The following is a 15,501-nucleotide window of genomic DNA, read 5'->3' as shown; positions in this document are numbered from 1 at the left end:
AGTTTTATCCTAGAGAGTTAAACATGGGAGTCTGCCGAGACATTACGGGTTTTGATAAGAAATAATTATCTACAAAAAGGGAGACAGCACTGGGAATATGTGGTAGATATTCCTTAGGATAGATTAATTATATTTAACTCGGTATAATAACGCAATCGCTATTTACTTTAAACAATTTTACTGGGAGTGCATAATACCATGAGTCGGGGTAAAGTAGTTAGCTGGTTGAAGCTCAATCTAGTTGTAGGGTTGATTTTCAAAGTGCTAATCACCTCTTATGCTTGTGAAGCCTCGGCTGAAAGCTTGCCAATGGAAGGTCTTAAGGAAACAGACGCCATACCTCCTCAATTTGAGACTTCAGAGTTTACGTATAGCAATACCGTAGCGTCTACTATTTTATCTCAGGTTCCAAATCCCATTACTCCAGTACCCCCACCACCTCAGCCGATTCCCGCCCCAGAACCACCACCAGAAACTCCACTTGATATTACCCCCACAACACCTTCTCCTTCACAAACACGTCCTGACATTCCCGGAAGTATCAGAGTTATTAAGTTCGAGTTTGAAGGGAACACGGCATTTAGCGATCGAAAATTAAGCGAAATAACAGCTGAATTTATCGATAAACCGATCCCTTTTTCCAAATTGCTGGAAGTAGAAGCTGCGATCGCAAAGCTTTACATTGATGCAGGATACATTAATTCTGGTGCTTTTATCCCCGCAGGGCAAACCTTATCACCAAAAGGAGCAGTTGTTAAAGTTCAGATTGTTGAAGGGGGAGTGGAAGAAATAAAAATCACAGGGACTCGACGGTTAAATCCAAACTACATACGCAGTCGATTAAAACTCGGTACCTCTCAACCTTTCAATCGCAACCGCCTGCTAAAAGCCCTACAGCTATTGCAACTGAACCCCTTGATTGAAAACCTTTCTGCGGAATTGTCTCCTGGCTCTCGTTTGGAGCAGGGCGTACTGGAAGTGAAGGTTGTAGAAGCAGACTCCTTCAGGACAGAATTCTTTCTGGATAATGCTCGTGCGCCAAGTGTAGGGAGTTTCCGACGTGGTGTCCGGATCTCTGAAGGCAATGTATTTGGTTTGGGTGATGGTTTTGATGCAATATATACCAATACTGATGGTAGTAATTCCCTTGACCTTAGCTATACAGTTCCCATCAATCCCCGGAATGGGTCTATTAGTTTGGCTGGTGGATTTACAGACACTACAGTCATTGAACCCCCCTTCGACCAAGCAGATATTACAGGTAACTCTTTTTACATAGATATAGGTTTCCGCCAGCCGATTATCCAAACTCCCAACCGAGAATTTGCCTTAGGTTTGAATCTAGTACGACAGCAAAGTCTGACAGAAGTTGAGGGAGAGAGCTTTCCACTTTCACCAGGAGCTGATGAGAATGGAGAAACTCGCATATCAGCTTTGCGGTTTGTTCAGGAATACATACAACGCAGCCCGCAACAAGTCTTGGCTGTTCGTTCCCAATTCAATCTTGGAGTAGCATGGTTGGACGCCACTATCAATAGCGATGCTCCCGACAGTCGCTTTTTCTCGTGGCGCGGACAAGGACAGTATGTCAGGCTTTTGGCGCGAGACACTTTGCTAGTATTGCGCTCTAACCTACAGTTAGCAACAAGAGCTTTAGTACCTTTAGAACAAATAGGCATAGGAGGTCTGCAAAGCGTCCGAGGTTACCGACAAGACCAGCTTTTGGTCGATAATGGCTTTTTTGCCTCTGCAGAGTTTAGGTTACCTGTTTTGAGAGTACAAGATATTCAAGGAGTTTTACAAGTCGTGCCTTTTATCGATTTTGGCATTGGCTGGAATAGCTCCGGCGAAAGCAATCCAGATCCAGATCGCAATACCTTACTGGGTGTTGGTTTGGGTTTGCAATGGCAAATGGGTAACAACTTAAATGCTCGCTTTGACTACGGAATTCCGTTAATTGATGTTGAGTCAAGAGAAAGGACTTTACAAGAACAAGGTTTTTACTTTTCAGTCAATTACAGCCCTTTTTAAGAATTCTCTGGAAGAAAAAAACACTTTATAAGATAAGGCATTCATCATGAAACCATCCAAGCGATCGCTCTTTTTCTTCTCTTTCCCCTTGTACTCTATTGCAAGCCTTGCACCTATCACTCCTGCAAAGGCACAACAAGTTATTCCCGACAATACCCTAGGGAGTGAAAATTCTATTGTAAATACTAATGTTGATGTGAAAGGCAGTCTTGGCGATCGCATTGATGGCGGTGCGACTCGCGGGACAAGTTTGTTTCACAGTTTTGAGAAATTTGATGTCGATGCTAATGGGAGAGTCTACTTTAATCCCCAAACTGGCATTCAGAATATTTTCAGTCGAGTGACAGGGGGAAATGCATCGAACATTCAAGGGACGCTCGGTGTATTGAGCGGTGCTAACTTATTCTTCATCAATCCCAATGGCATTTTGTTTGGACCAAATGCCAAATTAGACGTGGGCGGTTCCTTTTTGGGAAGTACCGCAAGTAGCTTGTTATTTGGCAACCAGTTTGAATTTAGCGCCACTAGCAAACTAGCACCGCCACAATTGTTAACCGTGAATATTCCCACTGGTTTGCGTTTTCGAGACAATCCAGTTAATCCCACGAATCCTGCCAATATTACCGTTCAATCGTACTCTGAGGACATCAACGGTAATTATACTGGTCTTGAAGTTCCAAATGGAAAATCTATAGCATTAGTGGGCGGTGATGTGCTTGTAGATTATGGCACACTAGCCGCTAGGAGTGGTCGCATTGAGTTAGGAGGAGTCAGAGGAACAGGTGAAATAGGGCTAGACGGGAATACTCTACAGTTAAATTTTCCTGATGATGTAGCGCGAGCAGATGTAAGACTGAAGAATGAAGGTTACGTCATTGTACGTGGTAGCGGTGGTGGAAGTATCGCCATCAACGCCAAAGATATAGAGATTAGCGACAATAGTTTAGTGCGAGGCGGGATAAGCTTATCACCTACAGTGGTAACGGGTGCTCAAGCCGGAGATATTACGCTCAATGCAACAGGGGCAATAGAAATATCAGGTTTCAGTTGGATTGACAATAATGTTGTTAATAATTTTAACTACAGTGGCAATACTATCAGTGGTAACGGTGGCAACATTAATATTAAAGCAGGTTCGTTCTCAATGTCTGGTGGCGCTCAACTAAGTGCCAGCACTTATGTAAAAGGAAATGCCGGAAGCATCAACATACGAGCTGAGAATGGCTCTGTTTCACTTATAGGTGATACTTATATATTTAATAATATAGAAGACGGAGGCGATGGCAAAGCAGGTGGAATTAATATTACCGCGAAGTCATTATCTCTCAACGATGGTGCTCAACTACAAACCTTGATTCGTCAAGGTGGCACTGGGGAAGCTGGAGATGTAAATGTTACAGTCCGTGGAGGTGATGTGACACTTGCTGGAGTCAGTAGTGGTGTGAATAAACTACCCAGTCTCATAACTAGTTACATAGACACAGGGGCAATGGGCAAGGGTGGTGATGTCAACCTAACTATTGAAAATGGCTCCCTCATTATGAATAATGGGAGTCAATTAGATGTCAGCACTTATGGCAAAGGCAACGCTGGAGACGTAAACGTGCGAGCTGAGAACGGTGTCTCCCTCACTGGAAGAAACACTAGAATTTTTGGCACTCTAGAATCAGGCGGTGAGGGCAAAGGTGGCAACATCAATATCACCGTTGACAAAGGCTCATTCAATATAAGTGACGGCGCACAAATTAATGCCAATACCTATGGCAAGGGCGATGCTGGCAATGTAACTGTGCGAGCGGAGAATGGTTCTGTCTCCCTGGATACGGATGCTGTTATTGGAAGCAATATAGAAGCAGGCGGTGATGGCAAGGGAGGTATTATCGATATCACAGCCAAGTCTTTATCCCTTAGTAGTGGCGGGCAACTGCTAACCATCGTTCGTCAATCGCAGAATCAGCGTCCTGCAGGTAAAGGGAATGCGGGAAATGTGAATGTCACAGTCCGTGGAGGTGATGTGACACTCTCCGGAATTAGTAGTATCGATCAACTACCCAGTTCCATATTCAGTACCGTAGGCTCAGAGGCACAAGGCAACAGTGGTAATATCAATCTCACTATCGAAAATGGTTCGCTGAACATGAGTAATGGCGCTCAAATTAGTGCCAGTATGTTTGGCAAAGGTAATGGTGGTAATATCAATCTCACTATCGAAAATGGCTTGCTGAATGTGAGTGATGGCGCTCAAATTAGTGCCAGTATGTTTGGCAAAGGCATTGCCGGAGATATCAACGTGCGGGCTGAGAACGGTGTCTCCCTCACTGGAAGAAACACTAGAATTTTTGGCACTTTACAATCAGGCGGTGATGGCAAAGGTGGTAACGTCAGTATCACCGTTGACAAAGGCTCATTCAATATGAGTGACGGCGCACAAATCAATGCCAATACCTATAGCAAGGGCGATGCTGGCAATGTAACTGTGCGAGCGGAGAATGGTTCTGTCTCCCTGGATACGGATGCTGTTATTGGAAGCAATATAGAAGCAGGCGGTGATGGCAAGGGAGGTATTATCGATATCACAGCCAAGTCTTTATCCCTTAGTAGTGGCGGGCAACTGCTAACCATCGTTCGTCAAGCAGATACGGAGAAAAACATCCCGGCTGGCATTGGGAATGCGGGAAATGTGAATGTCACAGTCCGTGGAGGTGATGTGACACTTGACGGAGTCAGTAGTGGAGCAAATAAACTACCCAGTCTCATAGCTAGCTACGTAGATTCAGGGGCACAAGGCAATGGTGGTAATATCAATCTCACTATCGAAAATGGTTCGCTGAACATGAGTAATGGTGCCCGAATTATTGCCAGTATGTTTGGCAAGGGCATTGCTGGAGATATCAACGTGCGGGCTGAGAACGGTTTTTCCCTTACTGGGAGAAACACTAGAATTTTTAGCACTTTAGAATCTGGGGACGAAGGCAAAGGTGGCAACATCAATATCACCGTTGGCAAAGGCTCATTCAATATGAGTGACGGCGCACAAATTAATGCCAATACCTATGGCAAGGGCGATGCTGGCAATGTAACTGTGCGAGCGGAGAATGGTTCTGTCTCCCTGGATACGGATGCTGTTATTGGAAGCAATATAGAAGCAGGCGGTGATGGCAAGGGAGGTATTATCGATATCACAGCCAAGTCTTTATCCCTTAGTAGTGGCGGGCAACTGCTAACCATCGTTCGTCAAGCAGATACGGAGAAAAACATCCCGGCTGGCATTGGGAATGCGGGAAATGTGAATGTCACAGTCCGTGGAGGTGATGTGACACTTGACGGAGTCAGTAGTGGAGCAAATAAACTACCCAGTTCCATATTCAGTACCGTAGGCTCAGAGGCACAAGGCAATGGTGGTGATATCAATCTCACTATCGAAAATGGTTCGCTATTGATGAGTAACGGCGCACAAATCAGCGCTAGTACTTTTGGCACAGGAGATGCTGGAAACATTAAAATTGCTGTCCGCAACGCTGTTAATCTCTTTGGATTTACCACGTTAGGAACCGCTTCTGGTTCTTTTAATCAAATTTCAAGCTTTGTAGGTCAGAATGCAACAGGTAAAGGAGGTAACATTGACATAAAAGCAGGCTCCCTATCAATGAACGATCTTAGCGAGCTAAGTACTGCAACTTCTGGTCGGGGAAATGCTGGAAAGGTGTCACTGCAAATTGATGGCCCTGTCACGCTCACGAAATTGAGTAACATTAGGAGTAATGTAGAACAGGGAGGCGAAGGAATTGCTGGTAATATTAATGTACAGGCAAGATCGCTGACCCTAACAGATGGTGGTCAGATAGGTAGTATTGTTTTTCGTGAAGGAAATGGTCTAAATGGGGGAAAGGGAAAAGCAGGCAATATCGAAATTAATGCTAAAGATTTTGTTAATATTTCTGGCTCCAGTTCTATTCAATTTCCCGTCTCCTTCCCAACAGTAGGATTTTCAAGCGCATTGCTTGCTAGTGCTGAAAGAGGAACAACTAATATTGAAGCACAGGCTGCAGGCAGTATTACTGTCACCACTAATAATTTTCGTTTAGCAGACGGTGGAATTGTAGAAGCACTCACAGCTAATAATGGTAATGGTGGCAACATAACTATAAACGCTAAGACTTTTGAAGTAAGCAATGGTGGACGGGTGACTACATCTACTAGTAGGGGTGGCAAAGCAGGTAATATTATCTTAAGGGTAAGCGATCGCATCCTTCTTTCTGGCAGTAACAGTGGATTGTTTTCTAACACCGAAGCAAACTCTCAAGGTGATGGTGGTAGCATTGACATTGACCCCAAAGAATTTATTCTTCGCGATGGCGCGAGAATATCTGTAAATAGTGAAGGTAGCGGCAACGGTGGCAGTATTAAAATTGGGGCAGGAACTCTCAGATTGGACAATGCCAAAATTACCGCAGAAACCCAGAGTGCTCAGGGTGGTAGTATCGAGTTAAATTTGCAAGACTTACTCATCTTGCGTCGTGGAAGTAAAATTTCTGCCACTGCAGGCAGATCTCAGGGGAGTGGCGACGGTGGAAACATCACCATCAACATTCCTGATGGCGTCATCATTGCCTTTCCTCAAGAAAATAGCGACATCACAGCCAATGCTTTTAACGGTCGGGGTGGAAATATTTCTATTAGAGGTGCATTGCTTGGAATCGCTCCACTCACCCGAAAACAGCTCGAGCAATTCGATCCCAACGGACTCGATCCAAATAATGTACCCACAAGCGATATCACTGCAATTTCCCAACAACAGCCGCAACAAGAAGGTACAGTACAACTCAATACCGAAATCGACCCCAATCGCGGGTTGGTGGAGTTACCTGAAGAAGTGACAGACCCCTCAAAAGAAATTGCCCAGAATCCCTGTCAGCGCGGTATAGGTAGTCGATTTATCGTCACCGGACGTGGTGGTTTGCCACCGAGTCCCGGTCAAACCGCCAACAGCAACAACGTGCAAGTCGATTTACTTGAGCCTGTTTCCACTGCTGGTAATTCTGCAAGTATCAGTCATACAACGGTGTCATCCACCAACCCCAATCCCAAACAGTTTGTTCCAGCGCAAGGATGGGTCTTTAACCAAAAAGGTGAAATCGTGCTGACAGCTTACGATCCTGCTAACACGAACGCACAACGCCCCTTACAAACTCTCAGACCTACCAGTTGTGCTGCACGCTAGAAGTCTTTTGTGTAAGAACCCATATTGACAGGAGAAACTGACCATGGTCCCTTCAAAACCCAAATTCTGGAAATTGCAAAATTTCTTGAAAAAGATCTACAGAAAACGTTCCCTTTTTCTTGCAGCCTTATTATTTACTCTCTCAACTATCTCACCTGTTGTTGCCAAAGTTTCTTCACCAACTCCCGTTGTTCAATCTCAACAAGATGCAGGACAGTTAGTGAGTGAGGCAACTCAATTATACCGCTCGGGACAGTTCCAAAAAGCGGCAGTCGTCTGGGAAAAAATCGCAGCTATTTTTGCGGCTCAAGGCGATGGTTTAAATCAAGCAATGGCGTTGAGCAATCTCTCTTTGACTCATCAGAAAATAGGACAGTGGGATAAAGCAAAAAAAGCTATCGAAGACAGCTTGCAAATTTTGTCAACTCAAGAAGGAAAAGATAAACTAAAAATTCAAGCTCAAACTTTAGATATTCAAGGATATTTACAACGGGAATTAGGACGCTCGTCAGATGCTCTCAAAAGTTGGCATGATTCTACTAAAATATACAGCCAAATAGGCGAGAGTGAGAAATTGACTCAAAGCACAATCAATCAAGCCCAAGCCATGCAAGACTTGGGTCTTTATTCCCGTGCTTGCAATACATTGTTACAAGTGTTGAAGCCAGAAATAGACGTTGAAAATTGTGACAATATCACTCAAATCTCTTTAGAAGAATTACAAAAAAAACTTGAGAAGATCTCTACAACTGAATCTCCTAAATTGGTGACGGTTATAGCATTGAGAAGTTTTGGTGAATTGAGGGGATTGGAGGGTCAGTTAGAACAAGCTAAACTGATTTTAGAAACAAGTAAAAATTTAGCTAAAAAATTAAATTCTCCTCAAGAGCAAGCAGCGACATATCTAAGTTTGGGAAATACGCAACGAGATTTAGCTAAAGTTAAAGAAGCTCGTGGTGAAGTGCAGTCTTATGAATTAAAAGCGTTAGACTCGTATAATATGGTATTGAGTTTGTCCTCACTACCAATAGCGCGACAGCAAGCAGAACTGAATCAACTCAGTTTATTGATGAAACTCGAGAGATGGAACGAAGCCGAAGAATTATGGCGATCGCTTAAACCCCAACTCGACAGCCTATCTCCAAGCCGCACGGGCGTTTACCTGCAAATTAACTTTGCTCAAAACTTTATAGATCTCACTGAAGAAAGTAACTACCAACTCAAGAGTAATTCCCAACTTCCAACGGCTCTGGATGTGAATAAAATTTTGGCTAGAGCAGTAGAACAAGCAGAGAGTTTGGGAGATAAAAGAGCCGAAGCTTATGCTTTGGGAACTAGGGGAAAATTGTATATGAATGAAACCATGTATAATTTGCCTCAGGCAGAAAAATTGACAAGACAAGCTTTGAGTTTTGATTCCAGTTTTAACACCCCAGATATAGCTTATCAGCATTTCAGACAGTTGGGAAAAATACAGAAGGCTCAAGGAGATATACCAGAAGCGATCGCATCTTACACCAATGCCTATGAAGCTCTTCAGTTATTACGTAAAGACTTAGTCACGATTAACCCGGAAGTTCAATTTTCTTTTCAGAAAAGTGTTGAACCAATATACAGAGAGTTAGTGGATTTAGACATAGGATATGCCCATAGCTTGAAAACAGCAGGAAAGAATGAAGACAGCCAAAAACTGATAGTTCAAGCTCGTAAAGTCATTGAGTCTCTTCAATTAGCCGAACTCAATAACTTTTTTAAAGAAGCTTGTGTAGAAGAAAAATCCAAACCAATTGATAACATAGATAAAAAGGCAGGAATTATCTACACAATTGTTTCGTCAAACAACTTAACAGTTATCCTGAGCCTACCTCAAAAGCCAAATTTAATCTTTCATACAACATCATTTGAACCAGATGAATTTAAGAAAACTCTAGATGAGGTGCAACGTTCCCTAATAGATCCTGTCAGTGTTGAGGAAACTGCTCGCATATATTACCAAAAGTTGTATGATTGGCTGATTAAACCAATGGAGTCAGAGTTGAAAAACAGTAATGTTACAACTCTAGCCTTCGTGTTAGATGGAGACTTGCGAAATATTCCCATGTCGATTCTATATGATGGCAAGCAATATCTCATACAAAAGTATGCCCTTGCTGTCACACCTGGTTTGCAGCTAGTCGATCCAAAACCAATCTCGCAAGTTGAGTTAAAAGCTTTTACTGCAGGGCTCAGTAAAATTCGTCCGGGATTTGCGCCACACAAAGATTTTAGAGAATTAAGCAATGTTGAAACTGAACTGCAACAAATTAAGCGTCTTGGAATCTCTCGACGGTTGGTTCTCAACGAAGAATTTACAAGCAAGCTACTCAAACAACAAATTATTGCTTCTCGCGTTCCTCCCATACTTCACTTAGCAACTCACGGTGAGTTTAGCTCCAGCCCTGAAAAAACCTTTATCCTTTCTTGGGACAGTCGTATCAACGTGAATCAGTTGGGTCAGTTATTGCAGAATCATTCTTTGTATCAGAATAAACCCATTGAGTTGCTAGTTCTCAGTGCTTGTAAAACAGCAAGTGGGGATAAACGGGCTACATTGGGGCTCGCCGGTGTCGCCGTGCGGGCTGGTGCTCGCAGTACGCTGGCAACATTATGGTCAGTCGTGGATGAAACGACTGCTACAATCATGACTGAATTCTACAGTCAGCTAGAAGAAGCAAAAAAGACAAACCAAAATAAAGCAGAAGCACTGAGAAGAGCTCAACTCAATGTTATGGAAAAATACGAGAAGTACAGACATCCGCATTTTTGGGCACCTTTCATTCTCGTTGGAAATTGGCAGTAGCGCCCGACAACTCACGATGCTATTGGCTCATCGTGGGCTGACCGCCTCGAGCCGGTGGCTCAACATGCCTTCGGTGGAATTCAGTTCCCCCCTTTTTTAAGGGGGGTTAGGGGGGAGCGAAACTGTAAAAATGCATTATATAAGACTTGTGTACACTACCGCAGCCGATGAATTGGGGGAATAAAGCCCCCCTTGCGATCGAGGAGTTGGGGGAATCTTCAAGGATTAGATCTTATTAACTGAACGGTATTGGACGATCGCAACGAAATTTTCCCGTTGCGATCGCGAACAAGGTGAAGTTGGGCGAACAATACCCGATATTCGATGTTGGTAGTTTTCCGTGCTCGATCTGTTAAGCAAGGCAGAGCTTAACAGCCTGCATTCCCAGCCAGAGGCTAGAAACGAGAGATGAGGGAGTGCCATTAAATCAGAGATGTGTCACCCCCATTGATGCGCTTTAGCCTCCAAGAAGTCGAGTTCTTGCAGTCTTCCGAGCTTGATGAAGTTAATGACTAGAAGCCAGGAGGTAAAAGCACCCGATCGATTTCAACGATCACACCATTCTTTGTTTGAATAGAGGGAGGCTTTCCAACAGCATTATTCAGTTTGACAACACCATCAGAGCCAACAGTCACTTTAACACTCTTACCTTCGACCGTTGGGATTTCTGCACCATTTAAGTTTTTCTCTGTAATGAGACGTGAAACCAGATGATATTTTAGGACTTTGAGCCGATTTTCCGGCTGACTGTATCGCTGATAGACATCTTTGGGTAAAGCATTAAAGGCTTCATCAGATGGAGCAAAAATTGTGAAAGAACCCTGTTGCTTCAACTCATCCAGAAGACCTGCTTGTTGCAATTCATAAACAAAATTGGCAAATTTACCCTTCTCTGCTACGAGGGTATCAGCGATGTTCTTTTCAGAATTCCGATAGGAAGGATAGCTACGATAAGCAGAAGGTTGAAACAGTGCCAAGGGAGGATAAAATTTGGCCAGCACAGGAAAACTGATGAAGGTAGTAACACCAGCCATTCCTACAATCAAAGCCAACCTTTTAAACAACTGTTTGGTATTCTGAGTAGTTTTTTTTTGAATAAGCATAAATTGTGTAAGTTCCTTATGAACTCTTTGATGCATTCCCGGTCTTAAGCCGAAATTCTGGTTGACGAATTGATAAAGGCTGAAGGATAAAGTTAGAAAGATTCATAGCTCAACCAATATGAGCCACCAATCCTTCCTTCTCTCTTCATACTTCATGGATTAACTACAACTTACTCTTTTCTGATTTCCTATGTTTTGTTTGCATTTTGGCAAACAGTTTCTCATACTTGGCCTTATTCAAGACGAACATTGAACTTCTCGACCTTAGACTGCGAAGATTATACCATAAACAGTTAATTTCTTTAACTATGGTCTAATTTAACAATAAGAGATGATTCTAGAGAGAAAACTAAGAAGGAAAATGAAAAGTAAAAAATTGAAAAGATTTTTTACTTTTGACTTTCCTTCAACCTATAGGACTCCTATTTGATTTTTGAAACATACGTCGGGGACCCGTCCTCGTGGGCGAGGTTTCCGCGCAGGGGAGGAGTGGCGTCGGGTATTACCCACAAAAAGCCTTATGTGGGGCAATGTCCACCCAACAGTACCTAACACTTTTCGTCAATCACTGTATGATTCCTATGGGTATCAGCGCAATCGCCGTTTCTAGCTTTTCCCTTTAAAAGAGTCCAGCCATTCTTGAACTTGGTTTCTAGCAATATCGCGAGCGCCCAAACCAAATGCTAGGGCGATCGCGACTGCAAGCGCACCCAACAAAAGCCCAAAAGCTAAATTCACAATATCGCTAGCAACGCCAATTTGTTGCAATGCCATTGCAGACACCAGAGCAATAATAGCAATCCTGGCAACTTGACCCAAAACTCGTGCTTGGCGATCGCCAGAACTCGCAATAATGCTAAATGCCAAATTTGCTAGATACAACCCAACAGCAAATACGACCAAACCAGCTAAAATCCTGCCTAAGATAATCACAATCCCTGTCACGAGTGTTGTCAGTGCGGGAATATTCAGGATATTCACCGCAGCAACAGTCGCAAACAGCATAATGCCTACTAAGACAACAATGCCAACGATTTCTGAAGGAGTGCGGTTTGGGATCGCAGAGGGTGTAGGTTCTTCTGGAATAACAACTCGTTTGGTAGGTGATGGCAGACCTAAAACCGAGAAAATATTGTTAAATCCTATACTAGTGAGGATACTGGTCACTAGCTCCGACACAAATCTTCCAAAAAAGTAAGCAATCAGCAAAATTGCTATTGCTGTAAAGATTGATGGCAGAGTGTTAAGAATCTGTTGCAACATTGCGATCGCAGGTACGGAAATCGCTTGGATTTGCAACTGATTCAGTGCAGCAATAGCAACAGGAATTAAAATTAATACGTAGACAATCGTACCAATAATCGTTGATAGCGATTGCGTTCCCGCAGCTGCACTCAATCCAAACCGACTTCCCAAATGGTCAATACCTGTTGTCATCAACAAATTGGTTACAATCCGTCTGACAATGTTAGCCACAAACCAGCCTATAGTGGCAATCAGTGTTGCACCTAGAATGTTGGGAAGAATGGAAATAATTTGTGTAACCAGAGTTTGTACTGGTAGCAACGCCTGGTTCAACCCCAAGCTATCGAGCACGGGGATGAGAAACACCAAAAGGATAAACCAATACAAAGCATTACCAATTGTCTCGCTCAATGAGATCTGATTGAGACTGGTAGCATTATTATCTTGTGGTGGATTTAATCGTTCATCCAACCGCAATGCTTGTAGCCCCCGTACTGTTATCAATTTTGTCAGGGTAGCCACTAACCAAGCGACTGCGAAGATAAATACAGCACCAACAAACCTGGGTAAAAAGTCCCCAACTTGGTTGAGAAAAGTATTTAGAGGTTGAGAAGCAACCCTCAGTTCTAGGGTATCTAGAACCGCAACAACCGTTATCAGGAGGATAGCCCAAAAGACTAAGTTGGCGATAATGCCCTCAACCTGGGGAGATTCCACTCCCGTAACTCCTGAAGCAATGCGATTGTCGATATTCGTGCGGTTGAGGAGGGAACGGGTTACAGATTTAGCGACTGCAGCAATCAACCAACCTACTAACAAAATCAACGCCGCCCCTACCAATCGAGGCAGAAACTGGATGATTTGTTGCAGAGTCGCCTGAAAGTAATCCAATCCATCAACTTGTTCGGATGGTAAGGTTGGAGATTGTGCAACCAACGAGCAGACCCTCATCGAAAAACCAACATCTATCACCTGGGATACTGTTTGCCAAGTTGCGTTCATGGTTTTTTGAAAGAAAGGTTAAGTGTTGTAATAAAAAACACTTAAATGCATCCGTAGTAGGGATTGTTAAGACAATCCTACACCCTGATGCTTAACAGTGTTTTGCCAGTAGATTACCAGTAAAATCATACAAATGAGTTAATATCACGAGAAATTTTTTACTGTGTCTCAAGTTTTTGAACAATCGATTCAAATTAATGCGACAGCGACAGACGTGGAGCGATGCATTACAGACCTGACGTTAATGCATCGCTGGCTCAACCCTGCTTTACGCTGTGAACCTTTAGGTCAGTGGAGTACTGAAATTGGTGGCAAAAGCTTGTTCGTTATTCAAACACCAATTCTCAAACCCACGTTACACAGTACAATTGTGGAGAGACAGCCCGGTTTGGTTGTCTGGGAATTTCAAGGTTTTTTTGAAGGGCGCGATCGCTGGGAATGCCGACCCATAGACAAGGGAACGCAACTGCTGAACAGGTTTGAATTTGATATTCCCAACCCTATAGTCAGTTGGGGCTTTAAAACTTTTGCTGAAAATTGGACAAAAAGCGATATGCAAGCTCAACTGCGCCGTTTGAAACGGGTTGCAGAAGGGTTAGTGGTTGGTGGTTAAATCCAACAATCAACAACCAACACCCAACAACTAACAACTATCTACCGAGCTGAGACAGTATGTGCCTGATAATATGAGCATCTTTGGCATTGGGGCTTTGTGCCAAATAAGTCTCTAAGTCTCTTGACGCTTGAGAAAATCGACCGAGTTCATAACACAAAAGACCGCGATCGCGTAATTCTTGTACTTGGTCGGGAAAAAGTATCAAAATCCGTTCAACTGATGCTAAAGACTTTTCCAAATTTTGTTGATTGAGGTAAATGTATTTCAAGTTTTTCAGCATTCGTTCTAAGAATTGCCGCTTACTAACAACAGGAAAAAATTCTGGTTGTAGCGTTACCTGCTGTTGATACATCTGACTGAGTAGTTCCTGACAATCTTCAGGAAACATGATGTCACCACCATTAAACACATCAACAAAAATTTCTATGTCCGGGATGCTAGGTCGAATCAGAAAATGACCTGGCATTCCAATTCCTTCCATGGGAAAATCAATTTTTCTTGCCAATTCCAGGTAAACGAGTGCCAAAGAAATGGGAATGCCCAATCTCCGGTCAATTACGTCATTTAAAAAGCTATTACGGGGGTCGTAATAGTTATCTTTATTACCGCCGTAACCCAGATCGTCGTAGAGATATTGATTAATCGTTTGAATAATTTTTAGAGGATAGCGTTCCTGAGGGAGCCGTTCTTGTAACTCCAATGCCATTGTCTCCAAAGCATTGAGGTATTCTTCAATATCTAGGTAGGGGTACTCTTCTTGTGCGATGTACAAAGCTGCTCTTGCTAAGTCGATGTACTCATCAGGCTGCTGAACTTCTTTGTAAAAATACTGTCGCGCTGACGAGATGTTCATAAGCAGAAGGTTAGATTGCAAAACAACAAACTAGCTTGAAAATGAGGCATTGGGCGTTGGGCATAGCATATGTGGAAAGAAGCAATCTCAGGACTGACACAATCTCAACAGTATTTTAGGGATTTCACGCGTTGCAGATCCCTCCATCTCCGCCCGATTCTAGAGGCGATCGCGCTCACCACCCTGCCTTTTTCAGGGAGGCTAAGCGTAAGCCCTAAATCTGCTATTTTCTCTTCCCATAACCCATTGTATAGCCGAGGCAGCGCGTTGGCCTGAAAACCAGAGGTCTATAGATAATCTTCTGGCTCAAAGAGCGTAATACTTGTATGGTAATGATAAAACTTATCAGCATTCATGCGGTAAATACGGGCTTTTTAAATAAAATTTTCTTAAAGAAAAATGTTTTTTTACAAAATTTATATCATTCTTTTATAGCAAAATATTGGTCAAAGCTTTATCGTGACTGTTTTTCATACACGCTCTTACATTATCGTCAATGTAATTCTTGTATGAATCTCAGTAAAAACCATAGGAGCGAAACAAATTTTACAGTACTCTATAAACAGTTAAAGGTAAAGAAAACCCTGTTAA

At 43.0% G+C, this 15,501-nt stretch carries 8 protein-coding genes; 4 read left to right on the top strand and 4 right to left on the bottom strand.

Annotation, left to right across the window (positions count from 1 at the left end; all coding sequences use genetic code 11):
* Positions 1 to 198: 198 nt before the first annotated feature.
* The 3 genes from AB0756_RS19935 to AB0756_RS19925 are packed head-to-tail and all read left to right on the top strand — an operon-like array spanning position 199 to position 10,091.
* On the top strand, positions 199 to 2,031 hold the full coding sequence (locus AB0756_RS19935) for a ShlB/FhaC/HecB family hemolysin secretion/activation protein (RefSeq protein ID WP_038092721.1): 1,833 nt from the start codon (positions 199 to 201) through the stop codon (positions 2,029 to 2,031).
* Positions 2,032 to 2,077: 46 nt separating this feature from the next.
* A complete protein-coding gene (locus tag AB0756_RS19930) occupies positions 2,078 to 7,252 on the top strand; it encodes a two-partner secretion domain-containing protein (protein ID WP_408019760.1) in 5,175 nt (1,724 codons plus the stop codon).
* Positions 7,253 to 7,295: 43 nt separating this feature from the next.
* On the top strand, positions 7,296 to 10,091 hold the full coding sequence (locus tag AB0756_RS19925; protein ID WP_038092717.1) for a CHAT domain-containing protein: 2,796 nt from the start codon (positions 7,296 to 7,298) through the stop codon (positions 10,089 to 10,091).
* 225 nt (positions 10,092 to 10,316) lie between these two features.
* Here the strand turns inward: AB0756_RS19925 and AB0756_RS19920 are convergent, their stop codons facing one another.
* The 3 genes from AB0756_RS19920 to AB0756_RS19910 form a co-directional block, all read right to left on the bottom strand.
* A complete protein-coding gene (locus tag AB0756_RS19920; RefSeq protein WP_137986561.1) occupies positions 10,317 to 10,514 on the bottom strand; it encodes a hypothetical protein in 198 nt (65 codons plus the stop codon).
* A gap of 89 nt (positions 10,515 to 10,603) precedes the next feature.
* Complete coding sequence (locus tag AB0756_RS19915; RefSeq protein WP_038092735.1) at positions 10,604 to 11,194, bottom strand: fasciclin domain-containing protein; 591 nt, start codon at positions 11,192 to 11,194, stop codon at positions 10,604 to 10,606.
* Positions 11,195 to 11,800: 606 nt separating this feature from the next.
* Positions 11,801 to 13,441, bottom strand: a complete 1,641-nt coding sequence (locus AB0756_RS19910; protein WP_038092715.1) for a mechanosensitive ion channel — start codon at positions 13,439 to 13,441, stop codon at positions 11,801 to 11,803.
* A 163-nt stretch (positions 13,442 to 13,604) separates the two neighbouring features.
* On the opposite strand from AB0756_RS19910, the gene AB0756_RS19905 reads away from it, so the two are divergent.
* On the top strand, positions 13,605 to 14,054 hold the full coding sequence (locus tag AB0756_RS19905; RefSeq protein ID WP_038092712.1) for an SRPBCC family protein: 450 nt from the start codon (positions 13,605 to 13,607) through the stop codon (positions 14,052 to 14,054).
* A 37-nt stretch (positions 14,055 to 14,091) separates the two neighbouring features.
* On the opposite strand, the gene AB0756_RS19900 is transcribed toward AB0756_RS19905, so the two are convergent.
* Positions 14,092 to 14,910 (bottom strand): SirB1 family protein, encoded by an 819-nt coding sequence (locus AB0756_RS19900; RefSeq protein ID WP_038092709.1) that lies wholly within the window; start codon positions 14,908 to 14,910, stop codon positions 14,092 to 14,094.
* Positions 14,911 to 15,501 lie beyond the last annotated feature (591 nt).

The sequence above is a fragment of the Tolypothrix campylonemoides VB511288_2 genome (assembly GCF_045999855.1).
Lineage (GTDB): Bacteria > Cyanobacteriota > Cyanobacteriia > Cyanobacteriales > Nostocaceae > Scytonema > Scytonema bouteillei_A.
This window is presented reverse-complemented; position numbering and strand designations above follow the sequence as displayed.

What these genes read in the sequence shown, in the direction of transcription:
- AB0756_RS19935 (WP_038092721.1), top strand. Translation starts at nt 199, where the DNA reads ATGAGTCGGGGTAAAGTAGTTAGCTGGTTGAAGCTCAATCTAGTTGTA.
- AB0756_RS19930 (WP_408019760.1), top strand. Translation starts at nt 2,078, where the DNA reads ATGAAACCATCCAAGCGATCGCTCTTTTTCTTCTCTTTCCCCTTGTAC.
- AB0756_RS19925 (WP_038092717.1), top strand. Translation starts at nt 7,296, where the DNA reads ATGGTCCCTTCAAAACCCAAATTCTGGAAATTGCAAAATTTCTTGAAA.
- AB0756_RS19920 (WP_137986561.1), bottom strand. Translation starts at nt 10,514, where the DNA reads ATGGCACTCCCTCATCTCTCGTTTCTAGCCTCTGGCTGGGAATGCAGG.
- AB0756_RS19915 (WP_038092735.1), bottom strand. Translation starts at nt 11,194, where the DNA reads ATGCTTATTCAAAAAAAAACTACTCAGAATACCAAACAGTTGTTTAAA.
- AB0756_RS19910 (WP_038092715.1), bottom strand. Translation starts at nt 13,441, where the DNA reads ATGAACGCAACTTGGCAAACAGTATCCCAGGTGATAGATGTTGGTTTT.
- AB0756_RS19900 (WP_038092709.1), bottom strand. Translation starts at nt 14,910, where the DNA reads ATGAACATCTCGTCAGCGCGACAGTATTTTTACAAAGAAGTTCAGCAG.